The organism is Vibrio sp. RC2502, from assembly GCF_054850435.1.
This window is the reverse complement of the sequence record NZ_CM141453.1, coordinates 688,249-707,822: the sequence shown is the minus strand read 5'-3', so window position 1 is coordinate 707,822 and position 19,574 is coordinate 688,249. Positions and strand designations below refer to the sequence as shown.

Genomic DNA, 19,574 nt, shown 5'->3' with positions numbered 1-19,574 from the left:
TTCTATTCTTGAATGACGACAAGATCATCGCGATGAATCACTTCTGAGCCGTAGTCATGACCCAAAATAGAGATGATGTCTTTACTGTGTTTGCCAGTAATTTTTGCCAAGTCTTCACTTGAGTAGGCACTAATACCACGCGCAACCAGTTTGCCATGAGAATTTGTTACGCGAGCAACTTCACCACGGGCAAAATCACCGCTCACCTTGATGACCCCTTTTGCTAGCAAGCTGCTGCCTTTACCTACAACCGCATTTACCGCACCATCATCGATGATAATGTCACCCGATGCTGCAGGACCTGCGAGGATCCAACGCTTACGGTTTTCCAATGCTTCTGAACAAGGTAGGAAACGCGTACCTTGAGGCTCCGTGCTCAACGAGTCAAAAATTACGTTTGGCGCGCTACCTGCTGCGATAATAACTTCAATACCCGCGCGACGTGCGATGTCGGCTGCTTGAAGTTTCGTCGCCATACCACCCGTACCGAGTGTTGTACCGCTGCCGCCAGCAATTTTACGCAACGTGTCATCAATGGTTTTAACTTCTTTGATCAGCTCTGCATTCGGATCTTTTCGTGGGTCAGCAGTAAACAGACCTTTTTGGTCTGTCAGTAGCAATAACTTATCTGCACCACACAAAATACCCACTAAAGCCGATAGGTTGTCATTGTCGCCGACTTTAATTTCACTGGTGGCTACTGCATCATTTTCGTTCACGATTGGAATAATATCGTTCGCCACAAGCGCATTGATGGTGTCACGCGCATTAAGAAAACGCTCACGATCATCCAAGTCAGCACGAGTCAGTAGCATTTGACCAATCTTGATACCGTAAATACCAAACAAAGACTCCCATGTTTGAATCAAACGACTCTGACCCACAGCAGCAAGCAACTGTTTGCTCGCCATCTCGTTGGGCAGTGCGGGGTATCCAAGATGCTCACGGCCTGCTGCAATTGCACCAGACGAAACCATTACCACTGAATGGCCTTGTTTCTTAAGCTCAGCACACTGACGCGCTAGCTCAACCATGTGAGCGCGATCTAGTGCCAATGTGCCGCCTGTCAGCACACTTGTACCCAGTTTCACAACGACGGTTTGTGGTTGCGAAACAACTGCGTTTTGTTGATTCGTTGTCATGATGTCTTCTGAAGTGAAAAACAAATAAAGAGAGGATGTTTTAACAATCAAATAGGGATTTAACAAGAGAAAAGGTGCGAAAATGCACCTTTTTGTTCAGTCGAAAAAGAAAACCGCCAAATCAGGCGAAATCAAATGACTCGGTATGATATTCCACTTCGAGTTTGAAGTGTTCAGCCAAGGTATCAATGAGCTTCTGATGAAAGGTACTTTGTGTAAAGTACACTTCCTCTACCACTTTTTGCGGCAGAGCTTCAGACACCCATTTCCCTTCTTTGTTGTATTTCCCAATATGGTACTTAGCGGTAAAGCCCCCTTCGATGGATTCTAAATCCATCCACCAGCCCCAGAACTCGCGTTTCTCAGGTGACTTTTTGTCATCTACACAAACAGATAGACAATCAAAATAGTAGCGCCCTTCTTGTGATTGCGGTTCACGCAGGTAAGGCCCAATGGCCTTCAGCTTTGACATCAAGCGAAAGTGTGTTGGACCCTGAGTCGTCTCTGACATATGAATCTCCGTTTCCATATAGTTAAAGTAAACACCCAATAATGATTATTATTTTTTATTATCATGAGCTTATTTTTTGCTCAGGTATATCACTCTTAACTAAATTAGGAGATTTGTCATCTTAATAATTCATCTTCCAACCACTTTATCGCCAAATCGAGGGATTGCTCATATCCTTTTGTAATTGTCTTGGAACTGATCTTCTTCGCCTGCCCATAGTGGCTAAATAGCGCGACTAACTGGTTGTCACTGTAAGGAGAAACGGGGTCACCTTCTAAGCTCAGCGCTAAAATTGGCACCTTAGTTTTACGACTGCTCAAGAAGCCTTGGACTTTCAATGACCAAGCCATCATCTGCCCAGCCATGCTGTTGATATCAACTGCGCTTTTACCCAAACGAGAAGCCAGCATATCCAGATACATCTTCGGCATTTTTTGCAGCTTTTTCGGTGAGGTAAACAGATCATGCACCGGTGCGCCTAGTGCCACACACGCTTTGATCTTTTCTTGCTCAAGAAAAGACAGACGAACCATGGCATTGCCACCAAAACGGAAACCGACCAAACCAACTTTGTGATGATCAACGTAAGGAATGGAATAAAGCTCATTCAACACGGCTTGATGAAGACAGCTTGAATCTTCCGTCAAAGGCCAATGAGAACTGTGTCCAACTGATGGCATATCGACGGTTAACATTGCAATATCTTTAGGAGCAAAGTGATTGCGGAACAAACGCCACATGTCGGTTTGTAAACTGTCGAGTCCTGCACTCACCATCACAACTGGCAGCTGCTTATCGGTTCTTGGCAAATGTAAGTTAGCGATAATTTTGCGTTTTTGGTAAGGCACCTCAATTTGCTTGATGGTGTATTGAGTTTTCTCAGCCCCTTCAGAATAGGCTTTGTTTGCTAACACCTGAGCCTGAAGCGCCAAGTTGTCGTTTTTTAAATGAGGATAGCCCGCAATGCTGAAACACAACGATGCGGTAAACAGCTCGTCGGCAGCATCCTCACCTTTAAGATCATTGGCACGTCGTTGGTGTTCCATACCTAACTTGATCCACTCAAACGTCCAGTTACCACTGTGATACCCCATCACAGTATCTAACCAATCATCGTGAGTACGAGAATGCGTTGACGAAGCAATGCGCGACAACACGCCTTCCATTTCAATTGGAGATAAGCCTTGCCACGCCCACTGCAAGCGACGCAAATGACGATACCAAGCACGATCTTCTTGCTGTTCTCGATCATCAAGAATCTTTTTGCTGGTTGGCATGTATTGAGTGAGCGCGGAGGTTTCTTTCGCTTGCTTATGTTTTACGAACAAAGTCTCGGAAAGATTTTTACTGACGTCTTCAGACATAGGAAGAACCTTTGGCTATTAGCATTAGATGTAATGATAATAAAAAAAATGCCCCTATAAAGGGGCATTTCTCAATATTCTTCGCTAGCGATTACTTTTGCTTGCGGTTTACTGGCTCTGCGTACTGGATAGACATATCCCAAGGTTGCTCGATCCAAGTGTCTTGCGCGATGTCTACTACGTAGTCATCTAACAATTCTTTACCCGACGGTTTTGCACATACTGCAATCATTTTTGCTTTCGGGTACATTTCACGCAGTTTACGCGCTGTATCACCGCTATCTACTAGGTCTTCAACGATTAGGTAGCCTTCACCATCGCCTTCAGGTGCTTTAAGCACTGTCATATCACGTTGATGATCATGGTCGTAACTTGAGATACAAATTGTATCAACGTAGCGAATACCCAGTTCACGAGCCAAGATAGCACCCGGTACTAGACCGCCACGGCTTACCGCCCAAATACCTTTCCATTGCTCAGCTGGCATCTGTTTCTCAGCCAGTTCACGGCAGTAAGTCTGCATCGCATCCCAAGTGATAATGAATTTTTTACTCATTGTAATAACCTAATAATTTGAAAATATGCATCCTCAAAATCTAGCGAAACGGCTTTAAAGCGGAATATTCACTATGCTCTCCAGAGGTCAGGAGACGAGGATTTCAAGCTGCGCAAACGATTATTCTACCGAAACACACCGTTAATACCAACGGTGATATCAAAATTCTCCGTCTATTACGCAGAAAAATCGAATTCAGTGAACAACGCTAAAAGCAAAAAGCCAGCACGAACAGCTTTTGCTGCTCGCGCTGGCTTTTTAAAAGTAATTACCCGGCTAGGTATTTAACGATGAAGATGGCAGACATAACCCAAACACTCATCGATACATCGCGGCCTTTGCCACTAAACAATTTGATTGCAGCATACGCAATAAAGCCTAGGGTGATACCTTCTGCAATAGAGAAAGTAAGCGGCATCACAAGACAAGTTACAACGACTGGAGATGCTTCAGTTAGGTCACGCCAATCAATGCTCACCAAGCCAGAAAGCATCAAAATTGCTACATAGAACAATGCACCTGACGTTGCATACGCAGGGATCATACCCGCTAGTGGCGAGAACAATAGTGCAAGCAGGAAGAGTACACCAACAACCACTGCGGTTAGGCCAGTACGACCACCAGCAGCTACGCCCGAAACACTTTCAATGTATGAAGTCGTGTTTGACGTACCTAGCAACGCACCAACAGAAGTCGCTGTTGAGTCAGCAAGTAGTGCTTTGTTTAGACGAGGAATGTTGCCATTCTCATCCGTTAGACCGGCTTTTTGAGAAACACCAACGAGCGTGCCAGCCGTATCAAATAAGTCGACGAACAAAAAAGCGAACACAACAGAGATCATGCCGACTTCAAATAGACCCGAGAAATCCAATTGTAAGAATGTTGGTGCGATACTTGGTGGTGTTGACATGACACCGTTCCATTGCACATCACCAAATAGAAGACCAAGCGCCGTCACACCCAAAATCGCGATCATCACCGCACCTTTCACACCACGGTGAACAAGCGCGATAGTAAGGAAGAAACCAATCGCCGCCAACACTGATGGCAATGACGTGATATCGCCCATTGAAACCAATGTCGCTGGGTTATCAACCACAATACCTGCGTTTTTAAGGGCGATAAACGCCAAGAAAAGGCCAATACCTGCAGAAATGCCGGTGCGAAGCGAATGCGGGATCGAGTTAATGATCCATTCACGAATCTTAAAAATGCTCAGCAGAATAAATAAAACACCAGAAACAAACACTGCAGCCAGCGCGACTTGCCATGTGTAACCCATGCCTAACACAACGGAATATGTGAAGAATGCGTTTAGACCCATGCCCGGAGCCTGAGCAATTGGGTAGTTTGCGACTAAGCCCATAATGAAACAGCCAATCGCAGCGGCAAGACACGTTGCAACAAAGATCGCACCACGATCCATACCGGTATCAGACAAAATAGCTGGGTTTACAAAAATAATGTAAGCCATGGTAAGGAAGGTCGTAATACCTGCAATGATCTCAGTGCGCACATTTGTGCCGTTTTCACTAAGTTTAAAGAGCCTTTCGAGCATGATCGAATCCTGTAAAGGTAAAAAGTAAACGGTTGCGTAATCGATTGGCGGGAATTATAAAGTTATCAAATAGCAAATTCTAGATAGAATCATCACTCTAAAGCGATTTTTTTCGCAGGATATGAAACCCATCCGTTAGTATTTAAAATCAAGAATGAATATAGCGCTTATTAAACAATAACTAACCGCTCATGTTCACTTTGCCTTCAATGCGTGCAAATTGAGCAATGTTCTAAACTTTCAAACAGAAATGGACGTTAAAGGGCAATATTCACTCACAATTTACTGCGTAAGTGGGATTCCTTTTAGCAGCAATAAGAGAATGGAGGCTTAGTGGTGGAAATTTGGTCGGAAGTAGAAAAAAGAGATAAAAAAACGCCACTCAATTTGAGTGGCGGTGAATCATGTCAGCACTATCACTGAAAAAAAATTCCAATTTATAGGGGTGAACAAACTGTTCGAGTCACATGCGTTGACTTCACTTAGTAGCCAAAGCTTGTTGGGTATACAAAGTTACCGGTATATACAGATTTGCTATTCCAGAACATTGCACTTGGTAAACCTTTCATAAATATCACCTTCTAAATCAATTAAAACAGTCGTTGATTTCTCGGTTCCTTGGAGGCGATAAACGGACTCATCCTTTGAGCATTTCATTCTTCATCTCAGAAGCTGGTTACAAATATACCACCAAGAAATTTAATTACAAGCATTTTAGTGATAAAAGTCACAAAAAATCCATAAATTGACGTCAATCAAATTTTAACTGTAATTAAATTACATTTTTGTGAATTAAAAATTATTCTACTTTCAGTTCATATAAACATAAGCGCATTTACGAGCTATACCATGTTCATAAAGTGTGACAGTGAGGAAGGAAATCCTTTGGTTCTCGACTACTAGTAGCCTTCGTCTGGTGGTATCCTTGAGCTAATTCATGCCAAATATCATTAGCATTTCCTGCTAATCACACATTATTTATACGGTATATATTTGGCAAAGCACATCAAAAGGAGTCTTCCGTGTCTGAATTCCATTCTGAAATCAGTACCTTGTCACCTGCTCCACTTTGGCAGTTTTTCGATAAGATTTGTTCCATCCCTCATCCATCTAAGCATGAAGAAGCATTAGCACAGTACATTATCAACTGGGCAACAGAGCAAGGCTTCGATGTTCGCCGAGACCCAACGGGCAACGTATTCATCAAAAAGCCAGCAACGCCTGGGATGGAAAACAAAAAGGGCGTGGTTCTTCAAGCACACATTGACATGGTGCCACAGAAGAATGAAGACACTGACCACGACTTCACAAAAGATCCAATTCAACCGTACATCGATGGTGAGTGGGTAACAGCGAAAGGCACGACGCTTGGTGCAGACAACGGTATTGGTATGGCTTCTTGTCTTGCTGTATTAGCATCTAAAGATATCAAGCATGGGCCAATTGAAGTTCTACTAACAATTGATGAAGAAGCTGGCATGACAGGTGCATTCGGGCTTGAAGCAGGTTGGTTGGAAGGTGATATTCTTCTAAACACAGACTCCGAGCAAGAAGGCGAAGTGTACATGGGCTGCGCTGGTGGTATCGATGGTGCGATGACTTTTGACATCAAACGCGACGCGATCCCTACTGGCTTTGTGACTCGTCAGCTAACCTTGAAGGGTTTAAAAGGCGGTCACTCTGGTTGTGATATCCACACTGGTCGTGGTAATGCCAACAAACTGCTTGGCCGATTCCTAGCGGGCCATGCACAAGAGTTGGATCTTCGCTTGGTTGAATTCCGTGGTGGTAGTTTGCGTAATGCTATTCCTCGCGAAGCTTTCGTAACAGTTGCTGTTCCTGCTGAAAACCAAGAGAAACTTGCAGAGCTTTTCAACTACTACACTGAGCTATTAAAAGCTGAGCTTGGCAAAGTAGAAACGGGCATTGTGACGTTCAATGAAGAGAGCGTAACCGAATCACAAGCTTTCACTGCGGCGGATCAACAACGCTTTATTGCTGCTCTCAACGCATGTCCTAATGGCGTTATGCGCATGAGCGACGAAATTGAAGGTGTGGTTGAAACGTCACTGAACGTTGGCGTTATCACAACAGAAGAGGACAAAGTAACCGTACTTTGCCTAATTCGCTCTTTGATTGACTCTGGCCGCAGCCAAGTAGAGAGCATGTTACGCTCTGTTGCTGAACTCGCAGGGGCACAAGTTGAGTTCTCAGGCGCTTACCCTGGTTGGAAACCAGACGCTGATTCAGAAATTATGGCGATTTTCCGTGATATGTACGAAGGCATTTACGGTCACAAACCAAACATAATGGTTATTCACGCAGGTCTTGAGTGTGGCCTATTTAAAGAGCCGTACCCGAACATGGACATGGTTTCTTTCGGCCCAACGATCAAGTTCCCTCACTCTCCTGATGAAAAAGTGAAGATTGATACCGTTCAACTGTTCTGGGATCAAATGGTAGCGCTTCTAGAAGCAATTCCTGAGAAAGCGTAATCCAAAACGCGACAAAAAACAAAAAGGGTGCCGAAGCACCCTTTTTTATTGCTATTTATCACGAGAGTATCGCGAATTATGCACGAGTTTGCGCGTACGCTACTAGCTCATCCATAGAAGTCTTCGCTACCACTTCACCATTGATGTAGTAAGTAACAAACTCACCATCACGTACACCCATTAACGTCGCTTTTTCGCCGTTGTTGTATGTGATGTTCATCTGAACCGTATTTTCATCGATTTGGTGCATTTGGCCTTGCTCGATAACGCGGTTGTTTGTAAGTGGGCCAATCGGCGCTGTTGTAAGCGACTTATCTAGCTGGTGGTTTACATCAATGTAAGTGTCCATCTTAGTATCGAAGATGTGTGGTTTGCCGTTTAGCGGGTTTTTACCAGTCCAGAACTCTAGAGAGTTAAATACGATGTAGTCAGCTGCGATTGCCACACCGTAAACTGGTGCCATAAGCATGTTTAGACCACCACGAGCGTAACGGTTATCTACCGCTTTCAAGTTGAAGCCCATAACATAGCCAGTTACCGCGTTGCTGCCAACACAACCTGAAAGTGAAACTGCCACAGCAGTCAATGCGCCAATTTTAGCAATTGCCTTTTTCATCAAAACCTCTAGTTAGAAAGTATTAGGTCGAAAATTCGGCGCGGATATTAGCTTATAAAAACTAGGGATAAAAGACAGAATTTTCCGAAGAAAGCACCTTTATTATTTTTAATACGTGGACATTTATCTAAACAATAAATAACCAATTAAAGATAAGGGTGACGAGATGTTCAGCAAATAATAAACGTCACATTTACAACAAACTTTCCACAAAAGGTTATTATTCGCCCTCCTTGATTAAAATAATTTGTCGTATCCTTAATTAGAGTGATTAGTGTGATTTTGACGCGATTGTTACATTGTTGCTAACTTATTTGACAGAGATGGTTTATGGCCAGAAGTAAAACAAGCAAAGTATTTGAGCTGCTCGGGCATAAAATACAACCAGGACAGCGTTTAGAAGTAGAATTCGAAGCTGCTCAGCTATACACGCACTCTCCACTTTCTATCCCTGTGGAAATCATTCACGGGAAACAAGAAGGTCCAGTGCTGATGGTGAACGCCGCAATCCATGGTGATGAGCTTAATGGCGTAGAGATCGTTCGTCAGATGATCAACCAGTTAAACCCATTAAAGCTAAAAGGTACGGTTATTGCGGTGCCAATCGTAAACGTATTTGGCTTTATCCATAAGTCTCGTTACTTACCCGATCGCCGCGATCTAAACCGTTGTTTCCCTGGCAGCGAAAAAGGCGCACTCGCTTCACGTATGGCGTATGGATTCTTCAATAATATAGCGAAACGTTGTGATTACATTTTAGATTTACACACAGGTGCGATTCATCGTACTAACCTACCCCAAATACGCGCTAACCTGAGCAATCCGGAAACACTACGCATTGCTAAAGCATTTGCCACGCCAGTGATCGTTGACTCTGCATTGCGTGATGGCTCGCTACGTAGCGAAGCCGAGAAGTGTGATATCCCAGTATTGACTTACGAAGCTGGTGAAGCACTTCGCTTTGATCCGCTATCTATCAGTGCTGGTGTTTTAGGCGTTCAACGCGTTATGCAAGCGATCGGTATGTTAAGAGCCAGCCGTAAAAAACTGCCTGAACCTGTTATCGCGAAATCGACCAGCTGGGTTAGAGCGCCAGGCAACGGTATTTTGCGCACGGTGGTGAACCTAGGCGATAAAGTAGAAAAAGGGGAAACCTTAGCTTACATCAGCTCCCCCCTCGGTCACGATGAAATAGAGCTAAAAGCACCTAAAAGTGGCTTAGTGATCGGTCAGCAAACGCTGCCATTAGTGAACGAAGGCGATGCCATTTTCCACCTCGCATACTTCAGCCAAAGCGACGATGAAGTAGAACAAGCGGTAGAAAGCTACATTGAAGGATTAACTGAGTTTGACGTCGAACAGGTAACGACGGGACAAATCCCACTCGACACTCAGTCATAATTGCATGCTCTATGATCTCAAAGCCCAGTACCTGTTGCCGGGCTTTTTTTGTTATGTTTACTCACCAATATTATTTATTACAAACACTTAAACATGAAAACTTAACGTTTATACTTCGTGTTTAGCTTATTTCAATTCATCTTGTTCACCGCACAATTGCACAGCGTTTTATTTATTCGTATTATGTTTTCTTTTTGCTTGCACACATCTATGAATAAAACACAACTCATTAGCTGTTTGTTGGGACTTGGACTTTCTGCAAATCTCCTCGCTCAAGAATCTGAAAACATCGCTCAATACTTACAAGAGCAAAGTCAACAACATTCACTAGAAGATCATTATGCTTCATCTGTTCCAGATGAACTCAACTTGGACGCGCAACGCTCAGAACTCAAATGGCGAGAGGAAGGCAAGCCAGATCATTGTTACCACACAAAAAATAACGCCGAGGTCACAACAGACTTTGACTACGGTGAGGCCAACGATCTTTCGGATGGCTTACATCATATTGATTTACCGCCTGTGCATACACGTAATAACAAATCATCTCATCGTGTTTACGCAAACAATCCTCACTTACTGCCTGGCAACCAACAGTTTGCCGCACCTTCCGAAGGCTCTTTTGGCTTCTCGGTTTCTTCTGACTGCTTATGAAAATGAGCCAACAAAAAAGCCCTGAAGAAAACTTCAGGGCTTTTTAGCATTACCGACAGATCGAAACATCAATCGGAATATATGCCATTATTCTTCGTCAGCTTCAGCTTCGCGTGCTTTACGAGCTTCTTCTTTGCGAACTTTTTCCGCAAGTTGCTCTGCTTCACGTTCTTGACGCTGTACAGCTTTACGCTCATTACGAACAACTTGGTTTTCGATGAAGCCCGCAAGTTCTTGTTCAGCCCAAGCTTGTGCTTTTTCTTCGCTGTCAAACCCAGTTTCACGTTTTGAAACCATTGTTTTGCGAGACGTTACTTGACGAGTGATTTCTGCGCTCCAACCGTTACGTTTTTCAGTTACGCGGATAGCAAATTTTGGATTTTTAGACATCTATTTCAGTTCCTAAGGGATTAATCAGGGATTCGGTCAACTTGATAACTCCATCTAAGCTGAGCTGTTTAACACCATCCCTTGGTAAGCGCGGTATTAGAGCATAAATCATTATGATTGGCTGCAAAAATTTTATTTTCCACACTTAAACCACATTGGTTGTAGGCTATAAGTGTACAAGCCCGTTTTCGACTTCGCACTTCCACAATCCCAAAAAAGAAAAGCGCAGATCTTTCGATCTGCGCTTTGCGTTTGTAAAGTATTAATACTTAACCGATGTTCTTGCGCACGTTTTGGAACATACGCATCCAAGCGCCATTTTCACCCCAACCTTCCGGAGCCCAAGAGTTTGCAACTGTGCGGAATACACGCTCTGGGTGAGGCATCATAATGGTTACACGGCCATCTGCTGTTGTCAGACCGGTAATCGCATTCGGCGAACCATTCGGGTTGTTCGGGTATTGTTGCGTTGGGTTACCGTTATTATCAACGTAACGTAGCGCTACAGTACCTGACGCTTCAATTGCGTTTAGGTGCTCACCGTCACGTACTTCGACACGACCTTCACCGTGAGAAACCGCGATAGGCATACGTGAGCCAGCCATGCCGTCGAAGAACACAGAATCAGACTTCTGTACTTCAACCAGGCTAAAGCGTGCTTCAAAACGCTCAGATTCGTTGCGAACAAAACGTGGCCACAAGTCTGCACCCGGGATAAGCTCTTTCAGGTTAGAAAGCATCTGACAACCGTTACAAACACCTAGAGAGAATGTCTCTTCACGGTTGAAGAACGCTTGGAACTGCTCACGAGCTTGTGCGTTAAACAGGATAGACTTCGCCCAACCTTCACCCGCACCTAGCACGTCACCGTAAGAGAAACCACCACAAGCTACCAGACCTTGGTATTCATCAAGTACCGCTTGGCCTGTCAGAATGTCGCTCATGTGGATGTCGGTTGCTTCAAAGCCAGCACGGTCAAAGGCTGCTGCCATTTCAACGTGAGAGTTAACACCTTGTTCACGAAGAATCGCCATCTTAGGTTTCGCGCCTTTCGCAATGTAAGGGGCTGCGATATCTTCATTCACATCAAAGCTTAGAGATACGTTCAGACCTGGGTCTGAGTTGTCTTTCTTCGCTTCAAATTCTTGGTCTGCACATGCAGGGTTATCACGTAGCGCCTGCATTTTATGCGTAGTTTCTGCCCAGATAACACGTAGTTCGGTACGTGAACGCTTAAGCACAACATCATCACCAGAAGTGATAACAAAGTCGTCTGATGCTTCAACAGAACCAATTACATGTGAACATGACTCTAAGCCGTTTGCCGCTAGCGTAGATAGGACTGAGTCCAGGTCGTCGTTTTTAACCTGAACAACCGCACCTAATTCTTCGTTAAATAGAACAGCTAGCGCATCTTCACCCAGCTCTGCGATGTTCGCCTTTACGCCACAGTGACCAGCAAATGCCATCTCAGCCAATGTTACAAATAGACCGCCGTCACCTTTATCGTGATAAGCAAGCAGCTTGTCGTTACGTACGAGATTTTGCATTGCATCGAAGAAGCCTTTTAGCTGCTCTGCATTGTCTACGTCTGCCGGCTTATCACCCAGCTGCTTGTAAACCTGTGCCAGTGCTGTTGCACCCAAACGGTTTTTGCCGTTACCTAGGTCTACAAGAACAAGTGAAGTGTCACCTAGTCCTTCCAAGGTATCAGATGTGCGTAGCTGAGGCGTTACTGTCTTACGTACGTCTTCAACACGACCAAACGCAGTGATAACTAGCGATAGTGGCGAAGTCACTTCTTTGCTTTCGCCATTCTCTTCCCACTTAGTCTTCATTGACATTGAGTCTTTACCAACCGGGATAGTCAGACCTAGCGCCGGACATAGCTCTTCACCAACCGCTTTCACTGCTTCGTAAAGACCCGCATCTTCACCTGGGTGACCCGCTGGAGACATCCAGTTCGCTGACAGCTTAATGCGTTTGATATCGCCGATATCTGTCGCTGCGATGTTAGTCAGAGATTCACCAACCGCCAGACGAGCAGACGCGCCGAAGTCTAATAGAGCAACCGGAGTACGCTCACCCATCGACATCGCTTCACCGTGGTATGTGTCGTAACTTGCCGCCGTAACTGCACAGTTCGCCACAGGCACCTGCCAAGGACCAACCATTTGGTCACGAGCAACTAAACCAGTAACTGAGCGGTCACCGATCGTGATCAGGAATGTTTTCTCAGCAACCGTAGGAAGACGAAGTACGCGATCTACCGCTTCGTTGATTTCGATACCGTCGCGTACGATCGCTGGGCTATCTACTTTCAAAGTCGTTGCTTCACGGTGCATCTTCGGTGTTTTACCAAGCAAGATATCCATTGGCATATCAATTGGCGTGTTATCGAAGTGAGAATCTTCTAGCGTCAGATGACGCTCTTCTGTTGCCACACCAACCACTGCGTAAGGTGCACGCTCGCGCTTACAAATCGCATCGAACGCCTCCATGTTTTCTGGCGCTACCGCAAGAACATAACGCTCCTGAGATTCGTTACACCAGATTTCTAGCGGGCTCATGCTCAATTCATCATTTGGTACATCACGTAGCTGGAACTTACCGCCACGCTCGCCGTCGTCACAAAGCTCAGGAAGTGCGTTAGAGATACCGCCCGCACCCACATCGTGGATAAATGCGATTGGGTTTTCTTCACCTAGCTGCCAACAACGGTCGATCACTTCCTGACAACGGCGCTCCATTTCTGGGTTTTCACGCTGTACTGAAGCAAAGTCCAGATCTTCAGCTGACTGACCTGACGCCATTGAAGACGCCGCACCGCCACCAAGACCGATGTTCATTGCAGGACCACCAAGTACGATTAGGCTCGCACCAACAGGGATCTCTTTCTTCTGAACGTGTTCGTCACGGATGTTACCCATACCACCAGCAATCATGATTGGCTTGTGGTAACCACGAATTTCTTCCCCCGCGTGAGAAGTCACTTTCTCTTCGTAGGTACGGAAGTAACCTAATAGGTTTGGACGACCAAATTCGTTGTTGAATGCTGCGCCACCCAGAGGGCCTTCAAGCATGATATCTAACGCGTTTACGATACGACCCGGCTTACCGAAGTCCGTTTCCCATGGCTGTTCAAAACCAGGAATACGCAAGTTAGAGGTTGTGAAACCAACCAGACCCGCTTTTGGCTTACCACCGATACCCGTCGCACCTTCGTCACGGATTTCACCACCAGAACCGGTTGATGCACCCGGCCATGGAGAGATAGCCGTTGGGTGGTTGTGCGTCTCTACCTTCATTAAGATGTGTGCATCTTCATGGTGGTAAGTGTATTGACGAGTTTTAGGATCTGGGAAGAAACGACCCACTTTAGAACCAGTCATTACCGCTGCATTATCTTTGTAAGCAGACAGAACATGGTCTGGTGTCGTTTCAAATGTGTTTTTGATCATCTTAAACAGAGACTTCTCTTGGTCTACGCCATCGATAGTCCAGTCTGCATTAAAGATCTTATGACGACAGTGCTCTGAGTTCGCCTGAGCAAACATCATCAGCTCGATGTCGTTAGGGTTACGACCTAACTTAGTGAAATTCTCCACCAAGTAATCAATTTCATCTTCTGCGAGTGCCAAACCAAGGGAAACGTTTGCTTCTTCAAGCGCAAGACGACCACCCGCTAAGATATCAACATGCGCCACAGGCTTTGGCTCTGCGACTGTAAACAGCGCTGACGCGGCTTCAAGTTCTGTGAACACCGTTTCCATCATGCGGTCGTGAATTAACGCTTTGACAGCGTCAACTTGAGCTTCTGATAGAACAACTGAAGATTCTACGTAGTAAGCCGTACCGCGCTCCAGACGCTTAACAGTGTCCAGACCACAGTTAATAGCGATATCGGTAGATTTAGAAGACCAAGGCGAGATAGTGCCTGGACGAGGCGTAACAAGAAGTAGAAGACCTTCTGGCTCATGCTCTTCAATTGTTGGGCCGTAAGTTAGTAACTTTTCAAGTTTTTCTAACTCTTGGTCATCAAGGTCAGACTTTAGATCTGCAAAATGCATAAACTCGGCATAGATGCCAGTTACAGGCAGATCTTGTTCACGACAAAGTTCCAGTAGTTTATTAACACGAAACTCAGAAAGAGCTGGGGAGCCACGCAAAATTCTCATGTGCTTAGGTCTCTTATGCAATTGATTAAGGTGATATTGGAATAAATTCAGATACTTAACTTGAGCTCTATCGAACCTATGCCGATTCCACCTCGTCATTGCGAGCGCATTATATAGCAATTGTTTTTGTGATGTAACATCAAAAGCAACCGTTTGCGTCATTTTTTTTGTCAAATTTGAGTTGTAGCCGAAATGTCGATAAAACACACAATGTCGCACTCTATCTGTCCGATTCGCTTTGCCCCATCTCCACGCTTTGATATAAAGACCACTAGAAATTTTCTGAGATGTACCGATCAATGCAAATACGCCACTTCAACCGACTCAAGCGCAGCGTCCTACTTTTTGCTTCTGTGCTACTACTTTCTGCCTGCCAAATTGAGTCGCAGCCGAAAAGTGAATTCGAGAAAATCCAAGAGCGCGGAGTGCTACGCGTTGGCACGCTCAACAACCAACTCTCGTACTACATTGGTCCTGATGGCCCTGCGGGTTTGGATTATGAGCTGGCGCGTAAATTTGCAGAAGAGTTGGGCGTAAAGCTAGAAATCAAACCCGCTTTCAGACAAGCCGACCTTTTCCCTGCCTTAAAGAAGGGCGACATCGATATTATTGCTACGGGGCTTAATCAAACATCACAAGCCGTCAAGCGTTTTAGACCTGGCCCTGCTTATTATTATGTAAGCCAGCAAGTGGTCTACAAAAAGGGCCAGCTTCGTCCTCGTGATATTGAGCAGCTTATCGAGTATCAAGCATCCAAAGACAGTCAATCAGAAGAAGACGTGAATGCTGGCGCGCAAACATTGAAAATTGTCGAACAGTCTCAATATGTTCCGACACTGACGGCATTGAAAAAGCAGTATCCTGAATTGCAGTTTGAAATCGTGGGCGATGCTGACACTCGCGATCTACTGAAACATGTATCGACTGGAGAACTGCGTTTCACCGTCACTGATTCCGTAGAACTGTCCCTCGCGCAACGCCTGTATCCAGATTTAGCACTTGCTTTTGAGCTCACCGAAGATCAACCAGTATCATGGTTTACTCGCCGCTCAGAGGATGAGAGCTTGTATGCGATGCTGATTGAGTTTTTCGGCAATATCAAACAATCTGGCGAGCTAGCTTCTCTTGAAGAGAAGTACATTGGCCATATTGAAGCGTTTGACTACGTGGACACGCGTGCCTTTATTCGTGCTCTTGATGATAAGTTGCCGAGATGGGCTCCGCTGTTCCAAAAATACAGCGAAGAGTTTGATTGGCGTTTAATCGCGGCTTTGGCCTACCAAGAATCTCATTGGAAACCAAAAGCAAAATCGCCTACGGGTGTTCGTGGCATGATGATGCTGACTTTACCAACTGCGAAAAGTGTTGGTGTAACCGATCGTCTAAACCCAGAGCAATCTGTTCGTGGTGGTGTGGAATACCTGCGTCGCATCGTCGCTCGCGTACCTGATACGATTAACGAACATGAAAAAATTTGGTTTGCATTGGCATCGTACAATATTGGTTATGGCCACATGATGGACGCGCGTCGACTAACCAAGACACAAGGTGGCGATCCAAACGCATGGGCAGATGTAAAAGACCGACTACCGCTGTTACGACAAAAGCGTTACTACAGCCAAACTCGTTATGGCTACGCTCGTGGAGACGAGGCACGAAATTACGTTGAAAATATTCGACGCTACTACCAATCAATCATTGGGCATGTCAGTCAAAAGCCTTCCATTGATGAAGATACGGATGATCTACAGGTTATCCCACCATTAAATCCAGAGTTGCTTATTTCTGGTGCGGTGGAAACCATTGCAGAAGAAGTGTCTGGAGCCTCTGATATCACCAATGAAGTCGATGAAGATTTAGACCAAGAAGAAGAATAAACACGCAAAAAGACGAGTGTGAAGCTCGTCTTTTTTGTTGAGTCCAAGGTAGAACTTATCTAAAATCCGATGTTCCGAACCAGACCGGTCATCATAGTAAGTGCATATAAACGTGATTGGTCAACACCTTGCCGCAGCGTCCATACCCATTAATTGATGCCTGCGGAATAAATCGGTTCGGTTGGTTTCCCTCTCTCCTAATTTGAAGTGACTCCATCACTAGAATGTCATCCACAAGGCAAAGTAGATGCGGCCGTGCGCTGTATCGCGAGAGGGTGTTTGTAGTCTTGTCTGCAGGAGGTTCGGATATGAGAAGACGTAGAGTGCAGTCAAAGCGTTTGAATAAGACAGTGGCTGCGATTCGCCGCAAGCGAAAGCTGACAACGATGAAAAAGAAAGTCAGTTCACGCAATCGTGTATTCGTTCACTTAGTAAATCACTAAGAACTTAAAGCAAACATCTACACACCCGTAGATGTTTGCTGAACACAACTCACCAACTTAATCTTCTTGCTTACCTTCTAATACTTTTTTCTCTTGTTTCTTAGCCTTAATTTCTTTGCGACGACGCTTGAAAAAGGCCTGCAACTGCTCACGGCACTCATCCTCTAACAGCCCTTTTTCGACCGTTGCGTAATGGTAAGCCGCTTGGCTCTCAAACAAGTTCAATACCGTACCAGCCGCGCCAGCTTTAAGATCTGGCGCGCCAAATACCACGCGTTTCACTCTGCTGTGCAACAGTGCTCCTGCGCACATCGGGCAAGGCTCTAGTGTGACATAGAGAGTGGTGTCTAAAAGTCGATAGTTTTCTAACACAGCCCCTGCGTTACGTAGAGTCTGAATCTCCGCATGTGCTGTTGCATCATGAGAGCAGATAGAGCGGTTCCAGCCTTCTGCAATCACTTCTCCATCTTTAACTAATACCGCTCCCACAGGCACCTCTCCTTCCAATTCAGCTTGTTCAGCTAATGCAAGTGCACGGCGCATAAAAATTTCGTCTTGTGGGGTAAATTGATGCTCAGACAAAAGGGCTCCAGAAAGGAAGGTAACTATGAATAGCGAAATATTACCACCAACATCGCTTTCACTACAGCAGGACATAAGTTTTGGAGATGCGCCTCTTTCGTAATAGCACCTCAAAACAAAAAAGCGCAGACCTTTCGACCTGCGCTTTTCTCTAATATTCGATCATTTACATCGTGTATGTGTACGGTGCTTGAATACCTAGTGGGATACCTACCATCCAGTAAAGAACTAGGAAGATTGACCAACCAATCAACATAGCAATCGAGAATGGCATCATCAGTGACGCCAGTGTACCAATGCCTGTCGACTTCACGTAACGTTGACAATAAACCACTACAAGAGGGAAGAATACCATCAGAGGCGAAATGATGTTCGATACTGAGTCACCCACACGGTAAGCCGCCTGAGATAGTTCAGGAGAAATACCTACCGCCATTAGCATTGGAACTAGGATTGGACCAATCAAAGCCCATTTCGCAGAAGCGGAACCGATAAGTAGGTTTACAGCTGCTGTTAGCAAGATCATACCAATGATGGTTGCTTCACCTGGTAGGTTCATCGCTTTTAAGCCTTCTGCACCATACAACGCTAGCATCGTACCGATGTTTGACTGAGCAAATGCAGATAGGAACTGAGCACAGAAGAACGACATGACAATGTATGCGCCCATGGTCGACATGGTGTCCGCCATCGCTTTGATGATGTCGTTACTTGTCTTAAAGGTGCCAGATACTTTGCCGTAAACGTAACCAGGGATGATAAATAGAATGAAGATCAGTGGAACAATCGACTTCATGATAGGCGCAGAAAACGCCGTAATTTCGCCTTCAGGAGAACGAAGTGCCGAGTTCTCAGGCAATAACGCGACAACAAGAAGTGCGATACCCGCCATCATAGCCCAGCCAGCGTAGCGGAATGCTTTTGATTCCAACTCAGTGAAAGAGCCTAAGTTTGGTGCCGTTTCTGCATCTTCATCAATTGGCATCTTTGCAAGACGAGGCTCGATGATTTTCTCAGTCACGTACCAACCGATAGCAACGATGATCACTGAAGATAGACCAGTGAAGAAGATGTTTGCTAGAGGGTTAACCACGTATTCAGGATCAAGAACCTGTGCTGCCGTTTGTGTGAAACCAGCGAGCAATGGGTCAATACCTGAAGGAATGAAGTTTGCAGAGAAACCACCAGACACACCAGCAAATGCTGCTGCGATACCAGCTAGAGGGTGACGACCAGCGGCATGGAAAATGATACCACCTAGAGGAATAACCAAAACGTAGCCCGCATCAGCCGCGGTATGCGAGATGATTGCGACAAGAATAAGCATTGGTGTAAGTAGCTTCGCTGGAGTGAAGTTCAGCATCTTCTTAAGGCCAGTAGTGATAAAACCAGAAGAATCCGCAACACCTACACCCAACATTGCAACTAATACGATGCCTAGAGGTGCAAAACCAGTAAACGTAGTGACCATGTTAGCAAGGAAACTTGCTAGAGCTTCACCCGTAAGTAAGTTAGTAATGGTAAGAGCTTCGCCCGTTCGAGGGTTTGGAAGGTCGAAAGTCACATTCGACAAAAGTGCAGACGCAGCCCAAGTAATGATCAGTGCCCAGAAAAACAAAATCGCAGGATCAGGAATTTTATTACCTGCACGCTCGATAAAGTTTAGAAAGCGATCCATCCCGCTCGGCTTCGATGATGGTGCCTTATTTACAGCTTGGTTACTCATGGTAACTCCATATGAATGATGTTGGTGCCAAGGCCTATTTGAATAATTATAACGGCCTATTATCAACACAGCATTCTAGTA

The 19,574-nt window shown here is 45.2% G+C and carries 15 protein-coding genes; 5 read left to right on the top strand and 10 right to left on the bottom strand.

The annotated features are described in order from the left end of the window. Positions 1-2 precede the first annotated feature (2 nt). From proB to ACYJZR_RS03230, 5 genes are all read right to left on the bottom strand, one after another. Positions 3-1,142, bottom strand: coding sequence for a glutamate 5-kinase (gene proB / locus ACYJZR_RS03250; RefSeq protein WP_005483011.1), 1,140 nt, complete (start codon positions 1,140-1,142; stop codon positions 3-5). A 121-nt stretch (positions 1,143-1,263) separates the two neighbouring features. Beyond that, entirely contained in the window at positions 1,264-1,653 is a 390-nt protein-coding gene (crl, locus tag ACYJZR_RS03245; RefSeq protein WP_005455997.1) for a sigma factor-binding protein Crl, read from the bottom strand. Positions 1,654-1,769: 116 nt separating this feature from the next. Then, positions 1,770-3,017, bottom strand: coding sequence for an esterase FrsA (gene frsA / locus ACYJZR_RS03240; RefSeq protein WP_005455935.1), 1,248 nt, complete (start codon positions 3,015-3,017; stop codon positions 1,770-1,772). Positions 3,018-3,108: 91 nt separating this feature from the next. Further along, a complete protein-coding gene (gene gpt, locus ACYJZR_RS03235) occupies positions 3,109-3,573 on the bottom strand; it encodes a xanthine phosphoribosyltransferase (RefSeq protein WP_005381590.1) in 465 nt (154 codons plus the stop codon). Between the two features lie 268 nt (positions 3,574-3,841). Continuing rightward, positions 3,842-5,131: an NCS2 family permease gene (locus ACYJZR_RS03230; RefSeq protein WP_005456001.1), complete on the bottom strand. Its 1,290-nt coding sequence runs from the start codon at positions 5,129-5,131 to the stop codon at positions 3,842-3,844. Positions 5,132-6,153: 1,022 nt separating this feature from the next. On the opposite strand from ACYJZR_RS03230, the gene ACYJZR_RS03225 reads away from it, so the two are divergent. Beyond that, a complete protein-coding gene (locus ACYJZR_RS03225) occupies positions 6,154-7,626 on the top strand; it encodes an aminoacyl-histidine dipeptidase (protein ID WP_020904158.1) in 1,473 nt (490 codons plus the stop codon). 76 nt (positions 7,627-7,702) lie between these two features. Here ACYJZR_RS03225 and ACYJZR_RS03220 read toward each other — a convergent pair whose 3' ends face one another. Beyond that, complete coding sequence (locus ACYJZR_RS03220) at positions 7,703-8,242, bottom strand: DUF3332 domain-containing protein (RefSeq protein ID WP_005496261.1); 540 nt, start codon at positions 8,240-8,242, stop codon at positions 7,703-7,705. Positions 8,243-8,572: 330 nt separating this feature from the next. Here ACYJZR_RS03220 and ACYJZR_RS03215 point away from each other — a divergent pair, with 330 nt between their 5' ends. Continuing rightward, the gene (locus ACYJZR_RS03215; protein WP_005455969.1) at positions 8,573-9,643 is read left to right on the top strand and encodes a succinylglutamate desuccinylase/aspartoacylase family protein; all 1,071 of its coding nucleotides are present in this window, start codon (positions 8,573-8,575) and stop codon (positions 9,641-9,643) included. Between the two features lie 210 nt (positions 9,644-9,853). Continuing rightward, positions 9,854-10,297 carry a hypothetical protein gene (locus tag ACYJZR_RS03210; RefSeq protein WP_021823167.1) on the top strand — a complete coding sequence of 148 codons (444 nt, stop codon included), beginning with the start codon at positions 9,854-9,856 and terminating at the stop codon, positions 10,295-10,297. 87 nt (positions 10,298-10,384) lie between these two features. Here the strand turns inward: ACYJZR_RS03210 and ACYJZR_RS03205 are convergent, their stop codons facing one another. Together ACYJZR_RS03205 and purL are read right to left on the bottom strand one after the other, a co-directional pair. Then, entirely contained in the window at positions 10,385-10,687 is a 303-nt protein-coding gene (locus tag ACYJZR_RS03205; RefSeq protein WP_406966304.1) for a DUF3622 domain-containing protein, read from the bottom strand. Positions 10,688-10,956: 269 nt separating this feature from the next. Then, positions 10,957-14,865, bottom strand: a complete 3,909-nt coding sequence (gene purL, locus ACYJZR_RS03200; protein ID WP_406966303.1) for a phosphoribosylformylglycinamidine synthase — start codon at positions 14,863-14,865, stop codon at positions 10,957-10,959. Between the two features lie 299 nt (positions 14,866-15,164). On the opposite strand from purL, the gene mltF reads away from it, so the two are divergent. Both mltF and ACYJZR_RS03190 read left to right on the top strand, forming a co-directional pair. After that, positions 15,165-16,742, top strand: coding sequence for a membrane-bound lytic murein transglycosylase MltF (mltF, locus tag ACYJZR_RS03195; RefSeq protein ID WP_406966302.1), 1,578 nt, complete (start codon positions 15,165-15,167; stop codon positions 16,740-16,742). Between the two features lie 308 nt (positions 16,743-17,050). Continuing rightward, entirely contained in the window at positions 17,051-17,185 is a 135-nt protein-coding gene (locus tag ACYJZR_RS03190; RefSeq protein ID WP_005488686.1) for a hypothetical protein, read from the top strand. 57 nt (positions 17,186-17,242) lie between these two features. Here the strand turns inward: ACYJZR_RS03190 and tadA are convergent, their stop codons facing one another. Both tadA and ACYJZR_RS03180 read right to left on the bottom strand, forming a co-directional pair. Beyond that, positions 17,243-17,767, bottom strand: a complete 525-nt coding sequence (tadA, locus tag ACYJZR_RS03185) for a tRNA adenosine(34) deaminase TadA (RefSeq protein ID WP_005455934.1) — start codon at positions 17,765-17,767, stop codon at positions 17,243-17,245. Between the two features lie 166 nt (positions 17,768-17,933). Beyond that, on the bottom strand, positions 17,934-19,493 hold the full coding sequence (locus tag ACYJZR_RS03180; RefSeq protein ID WP_042772776.1) for an AbgT family transporter: 1,560 nt from the start codon (positions 19,491-19,493) through the stop codon (positions 17,934-17,936). Positions 19,494-19,574 lie beyond the last annotated feature (81 nt).

What these genes read in the sequence shown, in the direction of transcription:
- proB (WP_005483011.1), bottom strand. Translation starts at nt 1,142, where the DNA reads ATGACAACGAATCAACAAAACGCAGTTGTTTCGCAACCACAAACCGTC.
- crl (WP_005455997.1), bottom strand. Translation starts at nt 1,653, where the DNA reads ATGTCAGAGACGACTCAGGGTCCAACACACTTTCGCTTGATGTCAAAG.
- frsA (WP_005455935.1), bottom strand. Translation starts at nt 3,017, where the DNA reads ATGTCTGAAGACGTCAGTAAAAATCTTTCCGAGACTTTGTTCGTAAAA.
- gpt (WP_005381590.1), bottom strand. Translation starts at nt 3,573, where the DNA reads ATGAGTAAAAAATTCATTATCACTTGGGATGCGATGCAGACTTACTGC.
- ACYJZR_RS03230 (WP_005456001.1), bottom strand. Translation starts at nt 5,131, where the DNA reads ATGCTCGAAAGGCTCTTTAAACTTAGTGAAAACGGCACAAATGTGCGC.
- ACYJZR_RS03220 (WP_005496261.1), bottom strand. Translation starts at nt 8,242, where the DNA reads ATGAAAAAGGCAATTGCTAAAATTGGCGCATTGACTGCTGTGGCAGTT.
- ACYJZR_RS03215 (WP_005455969.1), top strand. Translation starts at nt 8,573, where the DNA reads ATGGCCAGAAGTAAAACAAGCAAAGTATTTGAGCTGCTCGGGCATAAA.
- ACYJZR_RS03210 (WP_021823167.1), top strand. Translation starts at nt 9,854, where the DNA reads ATGAATAAAACACAACTCATTAGCTGTTTGTTGGGACTTGGACTTTCT.
- ACYJZR_RS03205 (WP_406966304.1), bottom strand. Translation starts at nt 10,687, where the DNA reads ATGTCTAAAAATCCAAAATTTGCTATCCGCGTAACTGAAAAACGTAAC.
- purL (WP_406966303.1), bottom strand. Translation starts at nt 14,865, where the DNA reads ATGAGAATTTTGCGTGGCTCCCCAGCTCTTTCTGAGTTTCGTGTTAAT.
- mltF (WP_406966302.1), top strand. Translation starts at nt 15,165, where the DNA reads ATGCAAATACGCCACTTCAACCGACTCAAGCGCAGCGTCCTACTTTTT.
- ACYJZR_RS03190 (WP_005488686.1), top strand. Translation starts at nt 17,051, where the DNA reads ATGAGAAGACGTAGAGTGCAGTCAAAGCGTTTGAATAAGACAGTGGCT.
- ACYJZR_RS03180 (WP_042772776.1), bottom strand. Translation starts at nt 19,493, where the DNA reads ATGAGTAACCAAGCTGTAAATAAGGCACCATCATCGAAGCCGAGCGGG.